Below are 14,057 nucleotides of genomic sequence, written 5' to 3'. Positions count from 1 at the left end.
ATGGGCTTTTTTTATGCTCAAAATGTTACAGCATTTCTATACATAACCGATTTCAATTCTCTAAACATTCAATATCTTAGCAAATCAATTAGCTTCATATGAAAAAAACCTACTTCTTACTGTTTGTTTCACTTTTAATCACATCGGTTCGTGCGCAAACTACGGTTAACCGGCATGCAGATATTGATAAAATGGTTAAATCTGTAAATCAGGATTCCCTGAAATCATACATTACAAAAATGGTTTCATTTGGCACCAGGAACACGCTAAGTGATGTGAAGAGTAAAACCAAAGGGATTGGCGCAGCTAGAAATTGGGTAGTAAGTAAGTTTAACCAATTCGCAAGGCAAAGTGATGGCAGGCTTACAGCTTACCTGGACACCACAACATTTAAGGCTGATGGAAAACGCGTTGATCAACCAACACTTTTAGGAAACGCCGTTGCTGTGTTAAAAGGAACAGACCCCAATGATAAAAGAGTTTATGTAGTGAGCGGGCATTTAGATAGCCGGGTTACTGACGTGATGAACAGAACAAGTAATGCTCCGGGAGCTAATGATGATGGTAGCGGTGTAGCCGGTGTAATGGAGGCAGCTAGAATAATGAGCCAATATAAGTTTCCTGCTACTATTATTTTTGTAGCGGTAAGTGGCGAAGAGCAATCGCTTCTTGGATCTGGCTTTATGGCTGCTACAGCAAAAAAAGAAGGCTGGAATGTTGATGCCATGCTGAACAATGATATGATTGGTAGCAACAACAGTTCCGAAACACAGATTATTGATAATACCAGGTTACGTGTATTTAGCGAAGGACTGCCAGCATACGACCTAGATAAAAATGCTAAAAACATCAGGCAATTTGGCCTGGAAAATGATGGCAAAAGCCGGCAGTTAGCGCGTTATGTTAAAGAAATTGGCGAACGTTATGTTGATCAGCTGGAAGTTAAACTGATTTACAGAAACGATAGATTTCTCCGCGGTGGCGATCATACCCCGTTTGTGGAAAATGGATTTACTGCCGTTCGGATTACCGAGATGAATGAAAACTTCGAACATCAGCACCAGGATCTGAGAACAGAAAATGGAATTAGATATGGAGATTTACAGGAATTTATGGATTTTGAATACCTTAGAAAAAACACAGGCGTTAATATTGCCGTTTTAGCCAACCTGGCCAAAGCACCAGCAGTACCAACAGAAGTTAAGATAGATGTAAAAAACCTGAGCAATTCTTCCTTATTATATTGGAAAGCGCCAGCAAACGGAAGCGTGAAAGGCTATTATGTTTTGATCCGTGAAACCAGCAGTCCGGTTTGGGAAAAGAAATTTTTCACTAGCGCCACAGAATTGAGAATTCCATATAGTAAGGATAATTATTTATTCGCCGTGCAGAGCGTTGGCAATGAAGATAATGAAAGTTTACCAGTTGTACCGGGGATTGGCCGCTAAAAAAATACTGGGTTTTTAATAGTTTAACCTCAAATTAGTAACATGAAATTTAAGCCTGTTGCATTTATTATCAATATTGCCATCACTTTATCCATAGGCGCATTAGGTGGCCTGGCAACAGCACAATCGGTAAAAACCTGGTACCCAACCTTAAATAAGCCATCATTTAACCCACCGAACTGGTTATTTGGCCCGGTTTGGACAAGCCTTTATATTTTAATTGGTGTTGCGGCTTATTTAGTATGGATAAAACGTGACCAGATTACGCACTTCCCGAGAACGGTTGCCGTTTATTTCATCCAGTTAATTTTAAACCTGGGCTGGTCGTTCATATTTTTCTATCTCCATGAAATTGGCTTTGCTCTGGCAGAAATCCTAATGCTTCTGGCTGCAATTATTATCAATGCGGTGATGTTTTACAAAATTGACAAATGGGCGGGTTTAATTTTTATTCCCTACATTATATGGGTAAGTTTTGCATCATTTTTAACTTATAACATCTTCATATTGAATTAATTTTAAAAGAAAACCTTATTTTAGGAGAGTGGTAGCTTTTAAAAGATTTTTGCTGATCCTCTTCGTTTTATTTTATACCCAATTGCGTGCGCAAAAGGTGGGCCTGGTTTTTAGTGGCGGTGGAGCAAAAGGTTTAGCCCATATCGGCACATTAAAGGCACTCGAAGAAAACCATGTTCCAATTGATTACACCACCGGAACATCAATGGGTGGGATTGTTGGTGCCATGTATGCATCAGGCTATACGCCCTTAGAAATAGAAAAAATAGCCGTAAGCGATGAATTTCAAAATTGGGTTAACGGCCGTTACACCAGCGATTATACCTATTATTTTCAGAAAAAAGCACCAAACGCCTCTATGCTTACGGCTAAGGTAGCCATAGATACTGGTTTTCATTTTAGTTTCCGGTCTAATCTGATTAACGATATCCCTTTAAATTTTGCATTTCTAGAACTCTTTTCACAGGCATCTGCCGTATCTAAAGACGATTTTAATCACCTTTTTGTACCCTATCGATGTATGGTTGCCGATGTACTTTCTCAAAAAAGCATTACCGTAAGTAAAGGCAGTTTAGCAGAAGCCGTTCGGGCTACCATGACGGTTCCCATTATTTATCGCCCTATTAAACTGGATGGGAAATACGTTTTTGATGGTGGTTTATACAATAACTTCCCTGCAGATGTGATGGCGAAAGAGTTTAAGCCCGATTACATGATTGGGGCCAATGTATCTTCCAAAACCTATAATGAATATCCCAAAAATACTGACGATAGGCTAATGAACCGTTTTTTGGTTTATATGTTTCTTTCCAAATCAGACTCCACCATGATTGGCGAAAATGGTGTTTATATTCAGCCAGAACTGGCAGAATATAGTGTAACCAACTTCGGCCCTGTAAAAGAACTGATTAAAAAAGGTTATGATGCCACCATGGCAAATATGCCCCGTATAAAAGAATTAATTAAAAGACGGGTGAACGATGATGAACTTGCACAAAAAAGAGCCCAATTTAATTCTAGAAAACCCGACTTAAAGTTTAGCAGCATCTCAGTTTCCGGGGTTAATAGCCAGCAAAAGAAATACATCGAAAGGTTGTTTAAAAGCGATCAGGCCACTTTCAATTTAGAGGATATTAAACGTGGTTATTATAAATTGGTTGCCGATCAGACTTTTGAAACTGTTTATCCAAAAATTTCTTATCAACCCTCAACCGATAGTTATACTTTTGAAGTGGTGGCACAACCAAAGAAGAGTTTTAAGCTTGAGCTGGGTGGTAACATCTCTACCCGACCCATTAGCAATGTTTTTTTAGGTGCAGAATACAATTACCTTAACCGAAAGGCCTATACTTTTGGCACCAGTTTTTATTCTGGTCGCTTTTACGAATCCGTTCAGCTCAATGGCCGGATAGACTACCCAACCAAATTACCTCTTTTTTTAGCTGCAGAACTCACTTACAACCACTGGAATTATTACAATACCAGCCAGATTTTTATCGAAAACCCGCGTCCAATTTATATAGAACAATCAGATAGAAAGATAGATTTGATGATAGGTGTACCGCTAAATTACAATACCAAAATTGTTTTCCATTCTACTTTCATTAACAATAATGACCGTTATAGTCCAAACAATACATTTTCGGTAGGTGATTTGTTCGACCAAACGATTTTTAATGGTTTCAGGGGGTCTTTAAACCTGGAAAAAAACTCATTAAACAGGAAACAATATGCCACCAACGGACAAAATTTTTCGCTAAGTTTTAATTATACTACGGGCAGAGAAAACTATAATCCGGGCAACATTTTTCGCAATACACTAGGCTATATTGAAGCAGATCCAATTAGCAGACTACACCATTGGGGCAGTATCAAGTTTACTCAGGAAAACTATTTTCTCCATTTAAAAAAATATACGCTTGGTTATATTGTAGAAGGTGTGATTTCCAATCAGCCATTATTTAACAATTATTATTCAACATTGCTGGTTTCTCCAGCCTTCTACCCGCTTCAGGATAGCAGATCGCTGTTCCTTGATAAATTTCGTGCATCAACTTATGCTGCAGGCGGATTAAAAAATATTTACAATCTTAAAAAGAACCTCGATTTTAGAGGTGAGGTTTACTTGTTTTTGCCACATCGGGAATTTGAACGTGCTGGCTTGCAGGATGTAACCTACGCAAAAGCAGTTACTAAAATCCGCTATGCCGCAACAGCTGGCATGGTTTATCACACCCCACTTGGCCCGGTAAGTTTAAGTTATAATTTATATAATGACGCCATTAAAAGAAATGGTGTATTATTGCACATCGGTTATTTAATTTACAATAAACGTTCTATCGAATGAAACACATTATCCTATTTTGCTCGCTCTGCTTAATTACATTCTTCAGCACGGCTCAAACCGCAGGCATTAACAATTTCCTGGTAAAGGAAAATCTGATTAAAAACAATAAATTGGCTATTATAGCTGCCGATTCGCTAAATGTTCCCAATGAAAATATTAACGGAACCTATACTTTTAGTGTAAGCGGTTTTACCCAGATACTTAAATTTAACGATGGGATAGCGGTATTGCCATTACCTGTGGATAAATCTACTTTTGTTTACATTAAACATCAAAATGACTCAGGCACGCATAGTAAACTCGTTTATGTGTACAAAAAAGAAAATGATTTAAACCCTTACACTATCAATAGCCTGTGGTTGTTCATTATTCCAATTGCCCTTGTTTTTATAGCTTTTGCATTCAGGAAGTTGATCATCTTCGTTGTTATTGCATTTTTGGTATTTGTATATTTTAACCATAGCGCAGGCCTAAATCTTTCTACGTTTTTCGAAAGCATATTTGACGGGTTAAGAAATCTGGTGTAAAAAGCTGTTCGCTGAAGAGTTTAGCAGGTTTTGATAACGGTAACATAAAACTTCGAATTATCTCCCATAAAAAAGACCAGTAAACTTCGTAAGTTATCATTAGGATTTATAAAGTATTTAAGTTCTGACAAATTCCCATAATATTCAACATGTATGCGCGTAGCGGTTATAGACCTTGGTACAAATACTTTTCATTTATTGATTGCAGAAATTAGTAATCAAAACTTTGAAGTGCTCTACAAAACGAATGTTCCGGTAAAGCTGGGCGAAGGCAGAATAAACGATAACATTATTATTCCAGCAGCATTTGAAAGGGGAATTGATTGCCTTAAAAACTTTGAAGAAACGATATTAAGTTTCCAGGTGGAAAAGGTAAAAGCAACAGCCACATCTGCTGTACGCAGTGCAAATAATGGGAGAGATTTTGTAAAGGCAGTGAAAGAAACAACTGAAATTGAGATTGAGATTTTGTCAGGAGCGGAAGAAGCTGAGTTTATTTATGAAGGCGTAAAGTTAAGTGGTGCTATCGAAGAATTATCTCTAATTATGGATATTGGCGGTGGAAGTGTAGAATTTATCCTTTGTGATACCGATAAATTAATCTGGAAGAAAAGCTACAATATTGGCGCAGCACGGTTAATGCAACGCTTTTTTAAATCAGATCCGATTGCTGATCATGATAAAAACAATATTCTGGCACACATTCAAGAGAAACTAAAGGACTTATTTGCAATCTGCGAGCACCATCAACCCAAAACGTTAATCGGATCTGCTGGCGCTTTCGAAACCTTTGCAGAATTAGTGAGCGCTGTTAAGAATGAGGAGATAGATATCAGTACCATCAGGTATTATCCTTTCAACTTCGATGAATACATCGAACTTTCCATCAGGCTTATCAATTCCACACATCAGCAAAGGCTAGAAATGCCTGGCATTATTCCACTCAGAGTAGATTTAATCGTGATTGCAGCGCTGATTACAAATTTTGTTTTAGGCAGACTTAAGATTAATCAGCTTCGGCTATCTACTTATGATTTAAAGATGGGCATCCTGGCCGACCAAATACAGCGCCACTAACTTTTCTTTGGCGTTGGAATTACTATTTCTCCCATAATCATCGGCTCATCTTTCAACATGATGTCATTCTGCTTTACTTTTGTGTAATTGATAATCAGAATAGCAGAATACCTGGCACTTTGAACAGAGATTTTATTGTCTTTGATATTTAAATTATTCTTTAAAAGAATCTCATATTGTCCATTTTGGTCTGTCGTAGCATAATATGGAGTATTTAAAATAACTAAACGAATTCCGGCAACTGGCTTTTTATTTGGATCCAGTATTCTACCGGTAATTTTATTAACCACTAGTGGCTTTTCTGCCCTTTTCTCACCTGTTCTAATAGAAATTTCTGTAGCTACACGTGGAATAGCAGCATTGGCATCCTGGGCAAAAATTGCTGCACCGATAGCAAGCACGCCCAAGTACTTCATCCAGTTTCGATTGGCTGGCATATCTAAACTATAATAATTCAACTGGTTGAGCTGTGTAACCGTTAAACGGCCGCAAACTGAAGCGCTGGCTTGCGTTAATACAGAAATAATTTCTGCGTTGGAATAGTTCGTAAAGTCGATCACGTTTTTTGAACAGACTGTACAGAAACCAAAATCTGCTTCTTTTTCCATTTCTGCCCAATTTTGTGTACAGGGTTTAGCGATGGTAATCTTTGTTTGTAAGTCTTTCATCATCTTGGATTTGTTTAGATGATGACCAGAAGAATAAAATTCCATAAGGAATTTAAAACATATAAATTCAACGCTTCATTATATGCTAGTGAAAAGATATTAATTACATCAAAATCTTGATAATGAACTAATTTGACGAACTGTTAATCAGGAAAAAAACCATATATTTGTAACTAAAATTCAGTTACATATTAAGCAAAATAGAAAAACTTAATGCTAGATTCTTATCAAAGCCTAAAGGTTTAACCTGGGAGGAGTTAATAATGGTGCTAAAATTTTATGGTTTTGAAGAATTGACAACAGGAAAAACAGGTGGTTCCAGGAGAAAATTTGCTAATAAAAATAAAGATATCATAAGTTTACATAAACCCCATCCAAAGCCAATTGTAAAATATTATGTAATTGAACAAGTATTAGAATATTTGAGAGAAAAAGGAAAACTTTAAAATGATTGATAACTTAAAATACAAAGATTATACCGCAACAGTTCATTATAGTGCTAACGATGAAGTATTCTTTGGCAAAGTTGTGGGCATAAATGATCTTATTACTTTTGAAGGCTCATCAGTAAGCGAACTTAAAACTGGATTTGCAGAAGCTATAGAAGATTACCTAGAATCCTGCCAAGCAATGGCAAAATCGCCAGACAAAACTTATAAAGGGGTGTTTAATGTAAGGGTGCCTTCAAGTTTACATAAAGAAGTTGCTCTTTCTGCTTCACAATATAAAATGACTTTAAATGATTTTGTTAAAACCGCCCTATCTTATGCTGTTAATCATAAAAGCGATATTGTAGCAGAGTTAACAAAATAAAACTTGGTAACCGGAGCTCGATTATAACATGAAGTAGTATTAACTAATAATTTAGCTAACGATCCCAACTTTCAAACACCACTCTAAGATAGGGAATGGCTATCTTCATTCCCTATTTCAGATGTTACTCGTTAATTAGCATATCTAAAGTATAACTATTATCCTTTCATTGATGGTTTATTTTAGTCACAGGAGGATTCTCCATCATATACCTAAGAAAACTTTGAGTTCACCATACAACTTTTCAGTGGGCAAACCCATTACATTGGTATAAGATCCGTCAATCCGCTGTACCACTACCACCCCCCACCAGTCTTGCACACCGTAACTGCCTGCTTTATCATAAGGCTGATAGTTGTCGATATAGAAATCTATTTCATCATTGGTAACCGATTTACAGTAGACTTCGGTTCGATCATAAAAGGAGTGGAACTTATCCCCTTTCACTAAAGTTACACCTGTATACACCTCGTGTTTGCTGCCAGATAACTTAGCCAGCATTTCTTGTGCATGCTCCCGGCTGGAAGGTTTCCCAAGGATTTCGCCATTTAATGCTACGATGGTATCAGCGGTGATTACAATTTCATCGCCAGCTGTAAACGCTTTTGCCTTCTGCTCCGAAATATAAACTGCAATTTCTGCTGGATTTAAGCCTTCAGGATAACTTTCATCTACATCTTTAAGCAATACCTCAAAGTCTAGTCCCATTAAGGTTAAAAGTTCTTGCCTGCGAGGAGATTTTGATGCCAGGATAATCTTTGGAAAAGTAGTAGCCATAAATAATTTTTTGCTAAAATAAGAAAAGCGACTTTAAAGCCGCTTTTCTTATTCAATGTTTTTATCTTATTAATTACTGCTACCACCTTGCATGCGTTTTTGCATTTCAGCGCGCTGCTCTTTCTGCCAGGCCTCATAAGTTTTCTTTTGCTCATCATTTAATACCACAGAAACTTTAGCATCCCCATCAGCGCGAAATTTCTGAATTTTTTCTCTCATGGCATCACGATCTCCGCCTTGCATTTCTTCACGCATCTTTTTCATAGACTTCGCCTGTTCGGTAAATACAGACGTTAACTTCGTTTTCTGGTCATCAGAAAGTTTCAGTTTTTCATCAAGCTGTTTAACACGCTCCTCAGGTTTCATCATCATGCCCCTTCCGCCACCTTGCTGTGCCTGAGCGAACCCAGCTATTCCTAGCATTAATCCGCAGATCATCATTAATTTTTTCATGTTGTTGTTTTTTATTTGATGTTTAGACCTGTTGGAGTGTGGCAGGGGAAATAAAGTTTAATCCTAAAACGTAACGTAGTTGTTGCAAATGAGAGTACTAATTTATACGCTATTGATGATGTAATTTGAATGACGCAAAAAAACATTTAAAAAGAAGATTAAATGGTCTGTGAGCCAAAAACGATGAGTGGCTATTGAATTATTTACTGATGACTATTGAACCAATTTACTTACCAGAATCGGCAGCGTTTGGGTTTTCGTCGTGCCATTTACCCTGCACTTTCATTACTTTTTCGATAATATCGCGAACAGCAGTTTTGCCGCCATTATAGGGAGATATAAATGTAGAAATGGCTTTGATTTCTTCTACCGCATCGGCTGGGCAAGTTGGGAGCCCAACTAGTTTCATTACCTTGAGGTCAGGAATGTCATCCCCCATATAAAGCACTTCTGCGGCAGTAATATTTTTATCTTTAAGATATTGATTAAAGATCGAGACCTTATCTCCGGCACCAAGAAATACATCGGTAATCCCCAGGTTATAGAACCGTCTGCCCATAGCAATCCCATCTCCGCCAGAAATAATGCAAAGATGATAACCCCTTTTAACAGCTAGCTGCATGGCATAACCATCTTTGATATTGAAAGTCCGCAGCGATTGTCCGTTATCAGTTACCTGTACCGATCCATCGGTTAATACACCATCAACATCAAAAATGAAAGTAGTAATTTCTTTTAACTTCTGAAGAAACATTTAGCGTGGTGTTTGGCGATAAGTGTTAGACTTGACTACAGGCTTTAGACTTAGCACTAATCTTGGTTATCTCTCCACTCGTAAACCCAGGCAGATTGGATTTGCTCCAAATGCCCTTCGCTACTTTCTTCGCGGGTACCTTTAAAGTTTGGAAGCGTTAAAATCCATTCTAAAAGCTCTGTGAAACGGACACGATAGATTTTAGCTTCTGTAAAGTCGTCGCCAAATTTTTCGTACAAAGACATTGCAATATCTTCATAATCGTTCCAGTAAAAAGGTAATGCAAATTTATCGTTGTTCATGTTATTGTAAAGTTGAAAGTTAAAGGTTTAAAGTTAAGGGTTACGGGTTGAAAGGTACGTATCTATGTGCGCTATCAGTAGCATCGTGCTTTTTTGAAAGAATTCTGCAGACTTGAGACTGAAGACTCTGGACTAAAGACTAATCTAATGCCCCATAAAGCCAGACTGATCTGGAATTGTTACTTCGATATCGCCATTAATAACCACGCACTGGCAACCCAGGCGGGAAGTAATCCTCGGACGAACAGCTCTATCGATAAAATCTTCTTCTTTATCAGATATCTCTTCGATATTATCCATTCCTTTAGTTACATAAACATGGCAGGTACTGCAGCCACAAACGCCACCACAATTGTGCTGAAGATCGATTCCGTTATCGAGACAAACGTCTAACACAGATTCACCGGCTGCAATGGGTAACTCTAGAGACTCGTGATCGGCCTCTTCAAAATTTATTTTTAGTTTAAAAATGCTCATAATTGTATTGCAAAAGTAATAAGCTAAAGCGGTATATATGCTATTTTGCCTTTAATTTTATGCTATCGCTTAAAGTTTGATAAATATTTTGCAGTTCAGGCACGTTACTTAACATGCTAAAATGCTTATTTAAAGTCGTTTCATCCTCTCGTATCGCTGGCCCGGTTTGCACGCTTTCTGGTAAATTAGTCATTACCTTATCTGCAGTTTCTTTAATTAGCGGCCTGATGATCTCAAAATCCAACTGATGTTGCTGAAGCAATTGATTCGCCAAAGCATACAGGTGATTAGGAAAGTTGCAGGCAAAAACAGCAGCAAGATGTAGTATTTTCCGCTGATTTCCATCAACCTGGTAAACACGATTGCTTAATTTTGAAGCCAGGGTATTTAACACCTTTAACTGTTTTTCATCAGTTGCTTCTATACACAATGGAATCTCATCAAAAAAGACTGGCTTAGCTTTCGAAAAAGTTTGCAGCGGATAAAATACTCCGGCATGTTCAACCTTCGATGATATTACAGTCATATCGGTTGTTCCGGATGTATGCACTACAAGACCAGTAACTGATTTTAACTGATCTGCAATTCCTGCTATCGCATCATCCTTAACTGCGATTATATATAAATCAGCACTGTTATTTACCTGGGTCAAATCATCAATCGGCTCCCCACCAACTAAATCTGTTAATGAGATCGCATTTCTTAGACTCTGGCTAAAAACCTGCACCATTTCTTCGCCTTTGGCTACCAAAGCCTGAGCAAGATGTGTTGCCACATTTCCAGAACCTAATAAAACAATCTTCATCAGCTATACGATTTTCGCTTCTTTTCTTCTTCTAAAAATAGAAAGTAAGAAACCAACAACCATCACAATAGTTCCGGCCCAATATAAATTGATAAATGGAAATTCTATAGCCTTGAAAACAACCCAGTCTTTCGCTTGCTGAGGTTTTTCAAAAATCTGTAATTCTACTTTTTTCTCATCTGGCAAAACCCTCGAGAAGCGGAATTTAAGGTCTAGGCCTTCTACTTTACGAGCAAAATCAAATGTATTGTTTCCTTTAATTAAGAACATGGGCTCAGCATTGTAGATTTTACCTGCTGAATTGATTTCCAAAGGCAAACCAACTGCATAATCGCCCTGAGCGAGTACCAAATCCTTCGCCACAGGCTTATTGTTAAGTGCTTTCACTGTAACCACACCGCTTGAGGTGTGAATGGTATCGCCGGCAGAAACCTTAACAATTCTTGGTGCCTTATAATTTTCATCGTCAGAATGACCTTCATGATCACCATGACTTTCTTGCTTAATTGCTGCACTGGTGATGTGGGTATACACATCATAAGTTAAGTAGTGCTTCGTATCCGGTGATGCAATCAGTCCCATTTTTTCATTATCCTGAACATGGGGATGTAAGTTAAAATCTTCTTTAACCTTTCCGGTCTCTTTATCCAAGACTTTGAAATTAAGCGTATAAATCGTATTTGGAGCCTCTGTAGTATCGCTTACATAAGTTACGGTGTACTTGCCCATTTCTTTAGGCTCGTTTTTGTATAACATGATGTTTTCACCAGGCTTCTCTGTTTTTTCGAAATCCTTTACCGGAATAAAGTTATTGGCATTAATGGATAATGGCTTATTCGTAGCAGCTGAAATTAATGCACCTAAAATTAAAAAGGCAAAACCAATGTGTGCCACTGCAGAACCAGCTAATTTGGCTTTACCACCAAAAGCCTGATACAAAATGGCCGCATTGGAGAGCACCGCAAATACACAACTAAATGTAATCATGATGTACATCGTGTTGGTGTAAATATCTGCTACCCAAACCAGGCCAGCAGTGATTACCAGTGCAAATAAAATTGCAGAAACTAAACTGCTGTAGAATTTACGTGGATCAGTACGTTTGTATTTTAAATATTGAGAAAAACCAGAAATTAAAGTGATTAAAACAGCAAATGGTGCCTGCCACTGGTTGTAATATTTTACCGCATCAATTGGCGGAGAGAAATTTGTTCCAAAAGCTTTATTAAATACCGGAACTGAGGTAGAGAAAATGATCTGAATACAAGCAACGGTAACCACTAAGGCACCAATAAACATCCAGAATTCTCTGGAATAGGTTTCTTCATCTTTAGTAGTGATGGGCAATTCTTTCCATCTTATGATGATGAGCACTATAGCCAATACTGCAAACACCACGTTATAAAGAATCAGGTGTCCGAACATGCCCATATCGGTAAATGAGTGTACGGAAGTATCACCTAAAATTCCACTTCGGGTTAAGAATGATGCGTAAAGCACCAATAAGAAACTTAAAAAAACCAAGGCAATAGCCGTGAAATAAGCATGACCAGTATTTTTATAAGCGATCATCACGTGAACTGCCCCAATTAAAGTTAACCAAGGAATTATAGAAGCATTCTCTACAGGATCCCATGCCCAGAAACCACCGAAGTTTAAAGCTTCATAAGCCCAGAATGAACCCATAATAATCCCAGTTCCCAAAACCATAACGGCAAAGAGTGTCCATGGCATTGCAGGCTTAATCCATTCTTTATATCGTTTTTGCCAAAGGGCGGCTATACCATAAGCGAAAGGAACAACCATACTTGCAAAACCTAAGAATAGTGTTGGCGGGTGAATAACCATCCAATAGTTTTGAAGCAATGGATTCAATCCTCTTCCATCGGTAATAAACTTTAAATAGTTGGCAAAATTCTCTGGATTGGCGAAAACTACAGGAGCCATCGATTTCAAATCAAGCGAATTTCTTAAAAGGATAAATGGCGAACTCCCGATCCGCTCACCAAAAATTTCGACACCTAAAAGCATCGAGGTTAGAAAAACTTGAGAAAAAGCCACAACAGTCATTACCGGGCGCTCCCATGTTTTTGCTTTCCAAATGAGTAATGCGCCTAAAAAGGACTGCCAGAAAGCCCAAAGCCAGAAACTCCCCTCCTGCCCTTCCCAGAAAGCAGAAACAATGTAGTAGATTGGTAATTCTTTTGAAGAGTGCCAATACACATAACTATATTCATTACGATGACTTAATATGAGGTAAAATAAAGTAACACCGATACCGATTATACTGGCCCAGTTAATTAAAAAACCAATTCTTCCAAGATTAAGCCAAGATTTATCCTGTAATTCTTTATCACGACTGGCGAAGAAATATGATATGGTTGAAAGTAACGATGCACTAAACGCCAGCACAATGAAAAATTGTCCGATTTTACCCGGCAATAGGTTTTCGCCTACAAATTGAATATCCATTAAAATTAGTTATATTTTTTCTCGCCGTACTTACCAACAGTATCAACCTTACCATTCTGATTCACTTCAACCAGGTTATCGTTATATTTAGATGGGCATTTCATCAAAATTTTTGAAGCATAAAATTTCTCTCCATCCATTTTGCCAATCAATACCAGCTTCTCAGATTTTTCAAAATCCTGAGGTTTTGTACCATTATAAACGACCTCTCTGATTTCACCTTTCTCATCTTTCATGTGGAAAGCAAAATGATTCGCATCTTTCGCGGCATCATAATAGGTTCCTTTAGATTTTTCCCAATAGCCCATTACATGCTCTTCCTTTTGAGAAGAAGCAGCTTCTTTAAAATTTGAATAAGTATCTGTATTTGCATTTAAGCTGAATAAGATGCCTACAGAAATTGCGATTGTAATTAATCCAATGATTGCACTTTTTTTCATGTTGTGTTGTTGTGGTAAAAGCTGGCAACAAAGATAGAAAAATAGCCTTAGCGAACATTCTTTTAGCTTTTTCGTGTCGTTATATTGACAATTAACTGATTATCTATTTTCATCCCTAAAACAATTAAGAAATTAATTTGTAATGATAATTCTGAATTCAATTTTTTTCATGCATTGCCTG

The 14,057-nt window shown here is 37.6% G+C and carries 16 protein-coding genes; 7 read left to right on the top strand and 9 right to left on the bottom strand.

Annotation, left to right across the window (positions count from 1 at the left end; genetic code table 11):
* Positions 1 to 98: 98 nt before the first annotated feature.
* The 5 genes from SOM16_RS17750 (at position 99) to SOM16_RS17730 (ending at position 5,915) form a co-directional block, all read left to right on the top strand.
* Complete coding sequence (locus tag SOM16_RS17750; RefSeq protein WP_320465341.1) at positions 99 to 1,448, top strand: M28 family metallopeptidase; 1,350 nt, start codon at positions 99 to 101, stop codon at positions 1,446 to 1,448.
* Between the two features lie 42 nt (positions 1,449 to 1,490).
* A complete protein-coding gene (locus SOM16_RS17745; protein ID WP_320465340.1) occupies positions 1,491 to 1,964 on the top strand; it encodes a TspO/MBR family protein in 474 nt (157 codons plus the stop codon).
* A gap of 49 nt (positions 1,965 to 2,013) precedes the next feature.
* Positions 2,014 to 4,311, top strand: a complete 2,298-nt coding sequence (locus SOM16_RS17740) for a patatin-like phospholipase family protein (protein ID WP_320465339.1) — start codon at positions 2,014 to 2,016, stop codon at positions 4,309 to 4,311.
* Positions 4,308 to 4,838 (top strand): hypothetical protein, encoded by a 531-nt coding sequence (locus tag SOM16_RS17735; RefSeq protein WP_320465338.1) that lies wholly within the window; start codon positions 4,308 to 4,310, stop codon positions 4,836 to 4,838. The genes SOM16_RS17740 and SOM16_RS17735 overlap by 4 nt, the downstream gene beginning before the upstream one ends.
* 153 nt (positions 4,839 to 4,991) lie before the next feature.
* Positions 4,992 to 5,915, top strand: a complete 924-nt coding sequence (locus SOM16_RS17730) for an exopolyphosphatase (protein ID WP_320465337.1) — start codon at positions 4,992 to 4,994, stop codon at positions 5,913 to 5,915.
* Here the strand turns inward: SOM16_RS17730 and SOM16_RS17725 are convergent.
* On the bottom strand, positions 5,912 to 6,586 hold the full coding sequence (locus SOM16_RS17725; RefSeq protein ID WP_320465336.1) for a carboxypeptidase-like regulatory domain-containing protein: 675 nt from the start codon (positions 6,584 to 6,586) through the stop codon (positions 5,912 to 5,914). The genes SOM16_RS17730 and SOM16_RS17725 overlap by 4 nt on opposite strands.
* 185 nt (positions 6,587 to 6,771) lie before the next feature.
* Here SOM16_RS17725 and SOM16_RS17720 point away from each other — a divergent pair, with 185 nt between their 5' ends.
* Positions 6,772 to 7,029 (top strand): type II toxin-antitoxin system HicA family toxin, encoded by a 258-nt coding sequence (locus SOM16_RS17720; RefSeq protein ID WP_320465411.1) that lies wholly within the window; start codon positions 6,772 to 6,774, stop codon positions 7,027 to 7,029.
* Between the two features lies 1 nt (position 7,030).
* Complete coding sequence (locus SOM16_RS17715; protein ID WP_320465335.1) at positions 7,031 to 7,396, top strand: type II toxin-antitoxin system HicB family antitoxin; 366 nt, start codon at positions 7,031 to 7,033, stop codon at positions 7,394 to 7,396.
* 204 nt (positions 7,397 to 7,600) lie between these two features.
* Here the strand turns inward: SOM16_RS17715 and SOM16_RS17710 are convergent, their stop codons facing one another.
* From SOM16_RS17710 to SOM16_RS17675, 8 genes are all read right to left on the bottom strand, one after another.
* Positions 7,601 to 8,173, bottom strand: coding sequence for a Maf family protein (locus tag SOM16_RS17710; RefSeq protein WP_320465334.1), 573 nt, complete (start codon positions 8,171 to 8,173; stop codon positions 7,601 to 7,603).
* Positions 8,174 to 8,242: 69 nt separating this feature from the next.
* A complete protein-coding gene (locus SOM16_RS17705) occupies positions 8,243 to 8,626 on the bottom strand; it encodes a hypothetical protein (protein WP_320465333.1) in 384 nt (127 codons plus the stop codon).
* Positions 8,627 to 8,852: 226 nt separating this feature from the next.
* A complete protein-coding gene (locus tag SOM16_RS17700) occupies positions 8,853 to 9,380 on the bottom strand; it encodes an HAD-IIIA family hydrolase (protein ID WP_320465332.1) in 528 nt (175 codons plus the stop codon).
* A 56-nt stretch (positions 9,381 to 9,436) separates the two neighbouring features.
* The gene (gene iscX / locus SOM16_RS17695) at positions 9,437 to 9,682 is read right to left on the bottom strand and encodes a Fe-S cluster assembly protein IscX (RefSeq protein ID WP_320465331.1); all 246 of its coding nucleotides are present in this window, start codon (positions 9,680 to 9,682) and stop codon (positions 9,437 to 9,439) included.
* Between the two features lie 144 nt (positions 9,683 to 9,826).
* Positions 9,827 to 10,159: a 2Fe-2S iron-sulfur cluster-binding protein gene (locus SOM16_RS17690; protein WP_154279410.1), complete on the bottom strand. Its 333-nt coding sequence runs from the start codon at positions 10,157 to 10,159 to the stop codon at positions 9,827 to 9,829.
* Positions 10,160 to 10,199: 40 nt separating this feature from the next.
* Entirely contained in the window at positions 10,200 to 10,964 is a 765-nt protein-coding gene (locus SOM16_RS17685; RefSeq protein ID WP_320465330.1) for a Rossmann-like and DUF2520 domain-containing protein, read from the bottom strand.
* 3 nt (positions 10,965 to 10,967) lie between these two features.
* Positions 10,968 to 13,436: a cytochrome c biogenesis protein CcsA gene (gene ccsA / locus SOM16_RS17680; RefSeq protein WP_320465329.1), complete on the bottom strand. Its 2,469-nt coding sequence runs from the start codon at positions 13,434 to 13,436 to the stop codon at positions 10,968 to 10,970.
* 5 nt (positions 13,437 to 13,441) lie between these two features.
* Positions 13,442 to 13,876: a cytochrome c maturation protein CcmE gene (locus SOM16_RS17675; protein WP_320465328.1), complete on the bottom strand. Its 435-nt coding sequence runs from the start codon at positions 13,874 to 13,876 to the stop codon at positions 13,442 to 13,444.
* Positions 13,877 to 14,057: the final 181 nt, after the last annotated feature.

The organism is Pedobacter sp. CFBP9032 (assembly GCF_034045265.1).
Lineage (GTDB): Bacteria > Bacteroidota > Bacteroidia > Sphingobacteriales > Sphingobacteriaceae > Pedobacter.
Note: the sequence above shows the minus strand (reverse complement) of the source record. Positions and strands in the feature narration are given on the sequence as shown.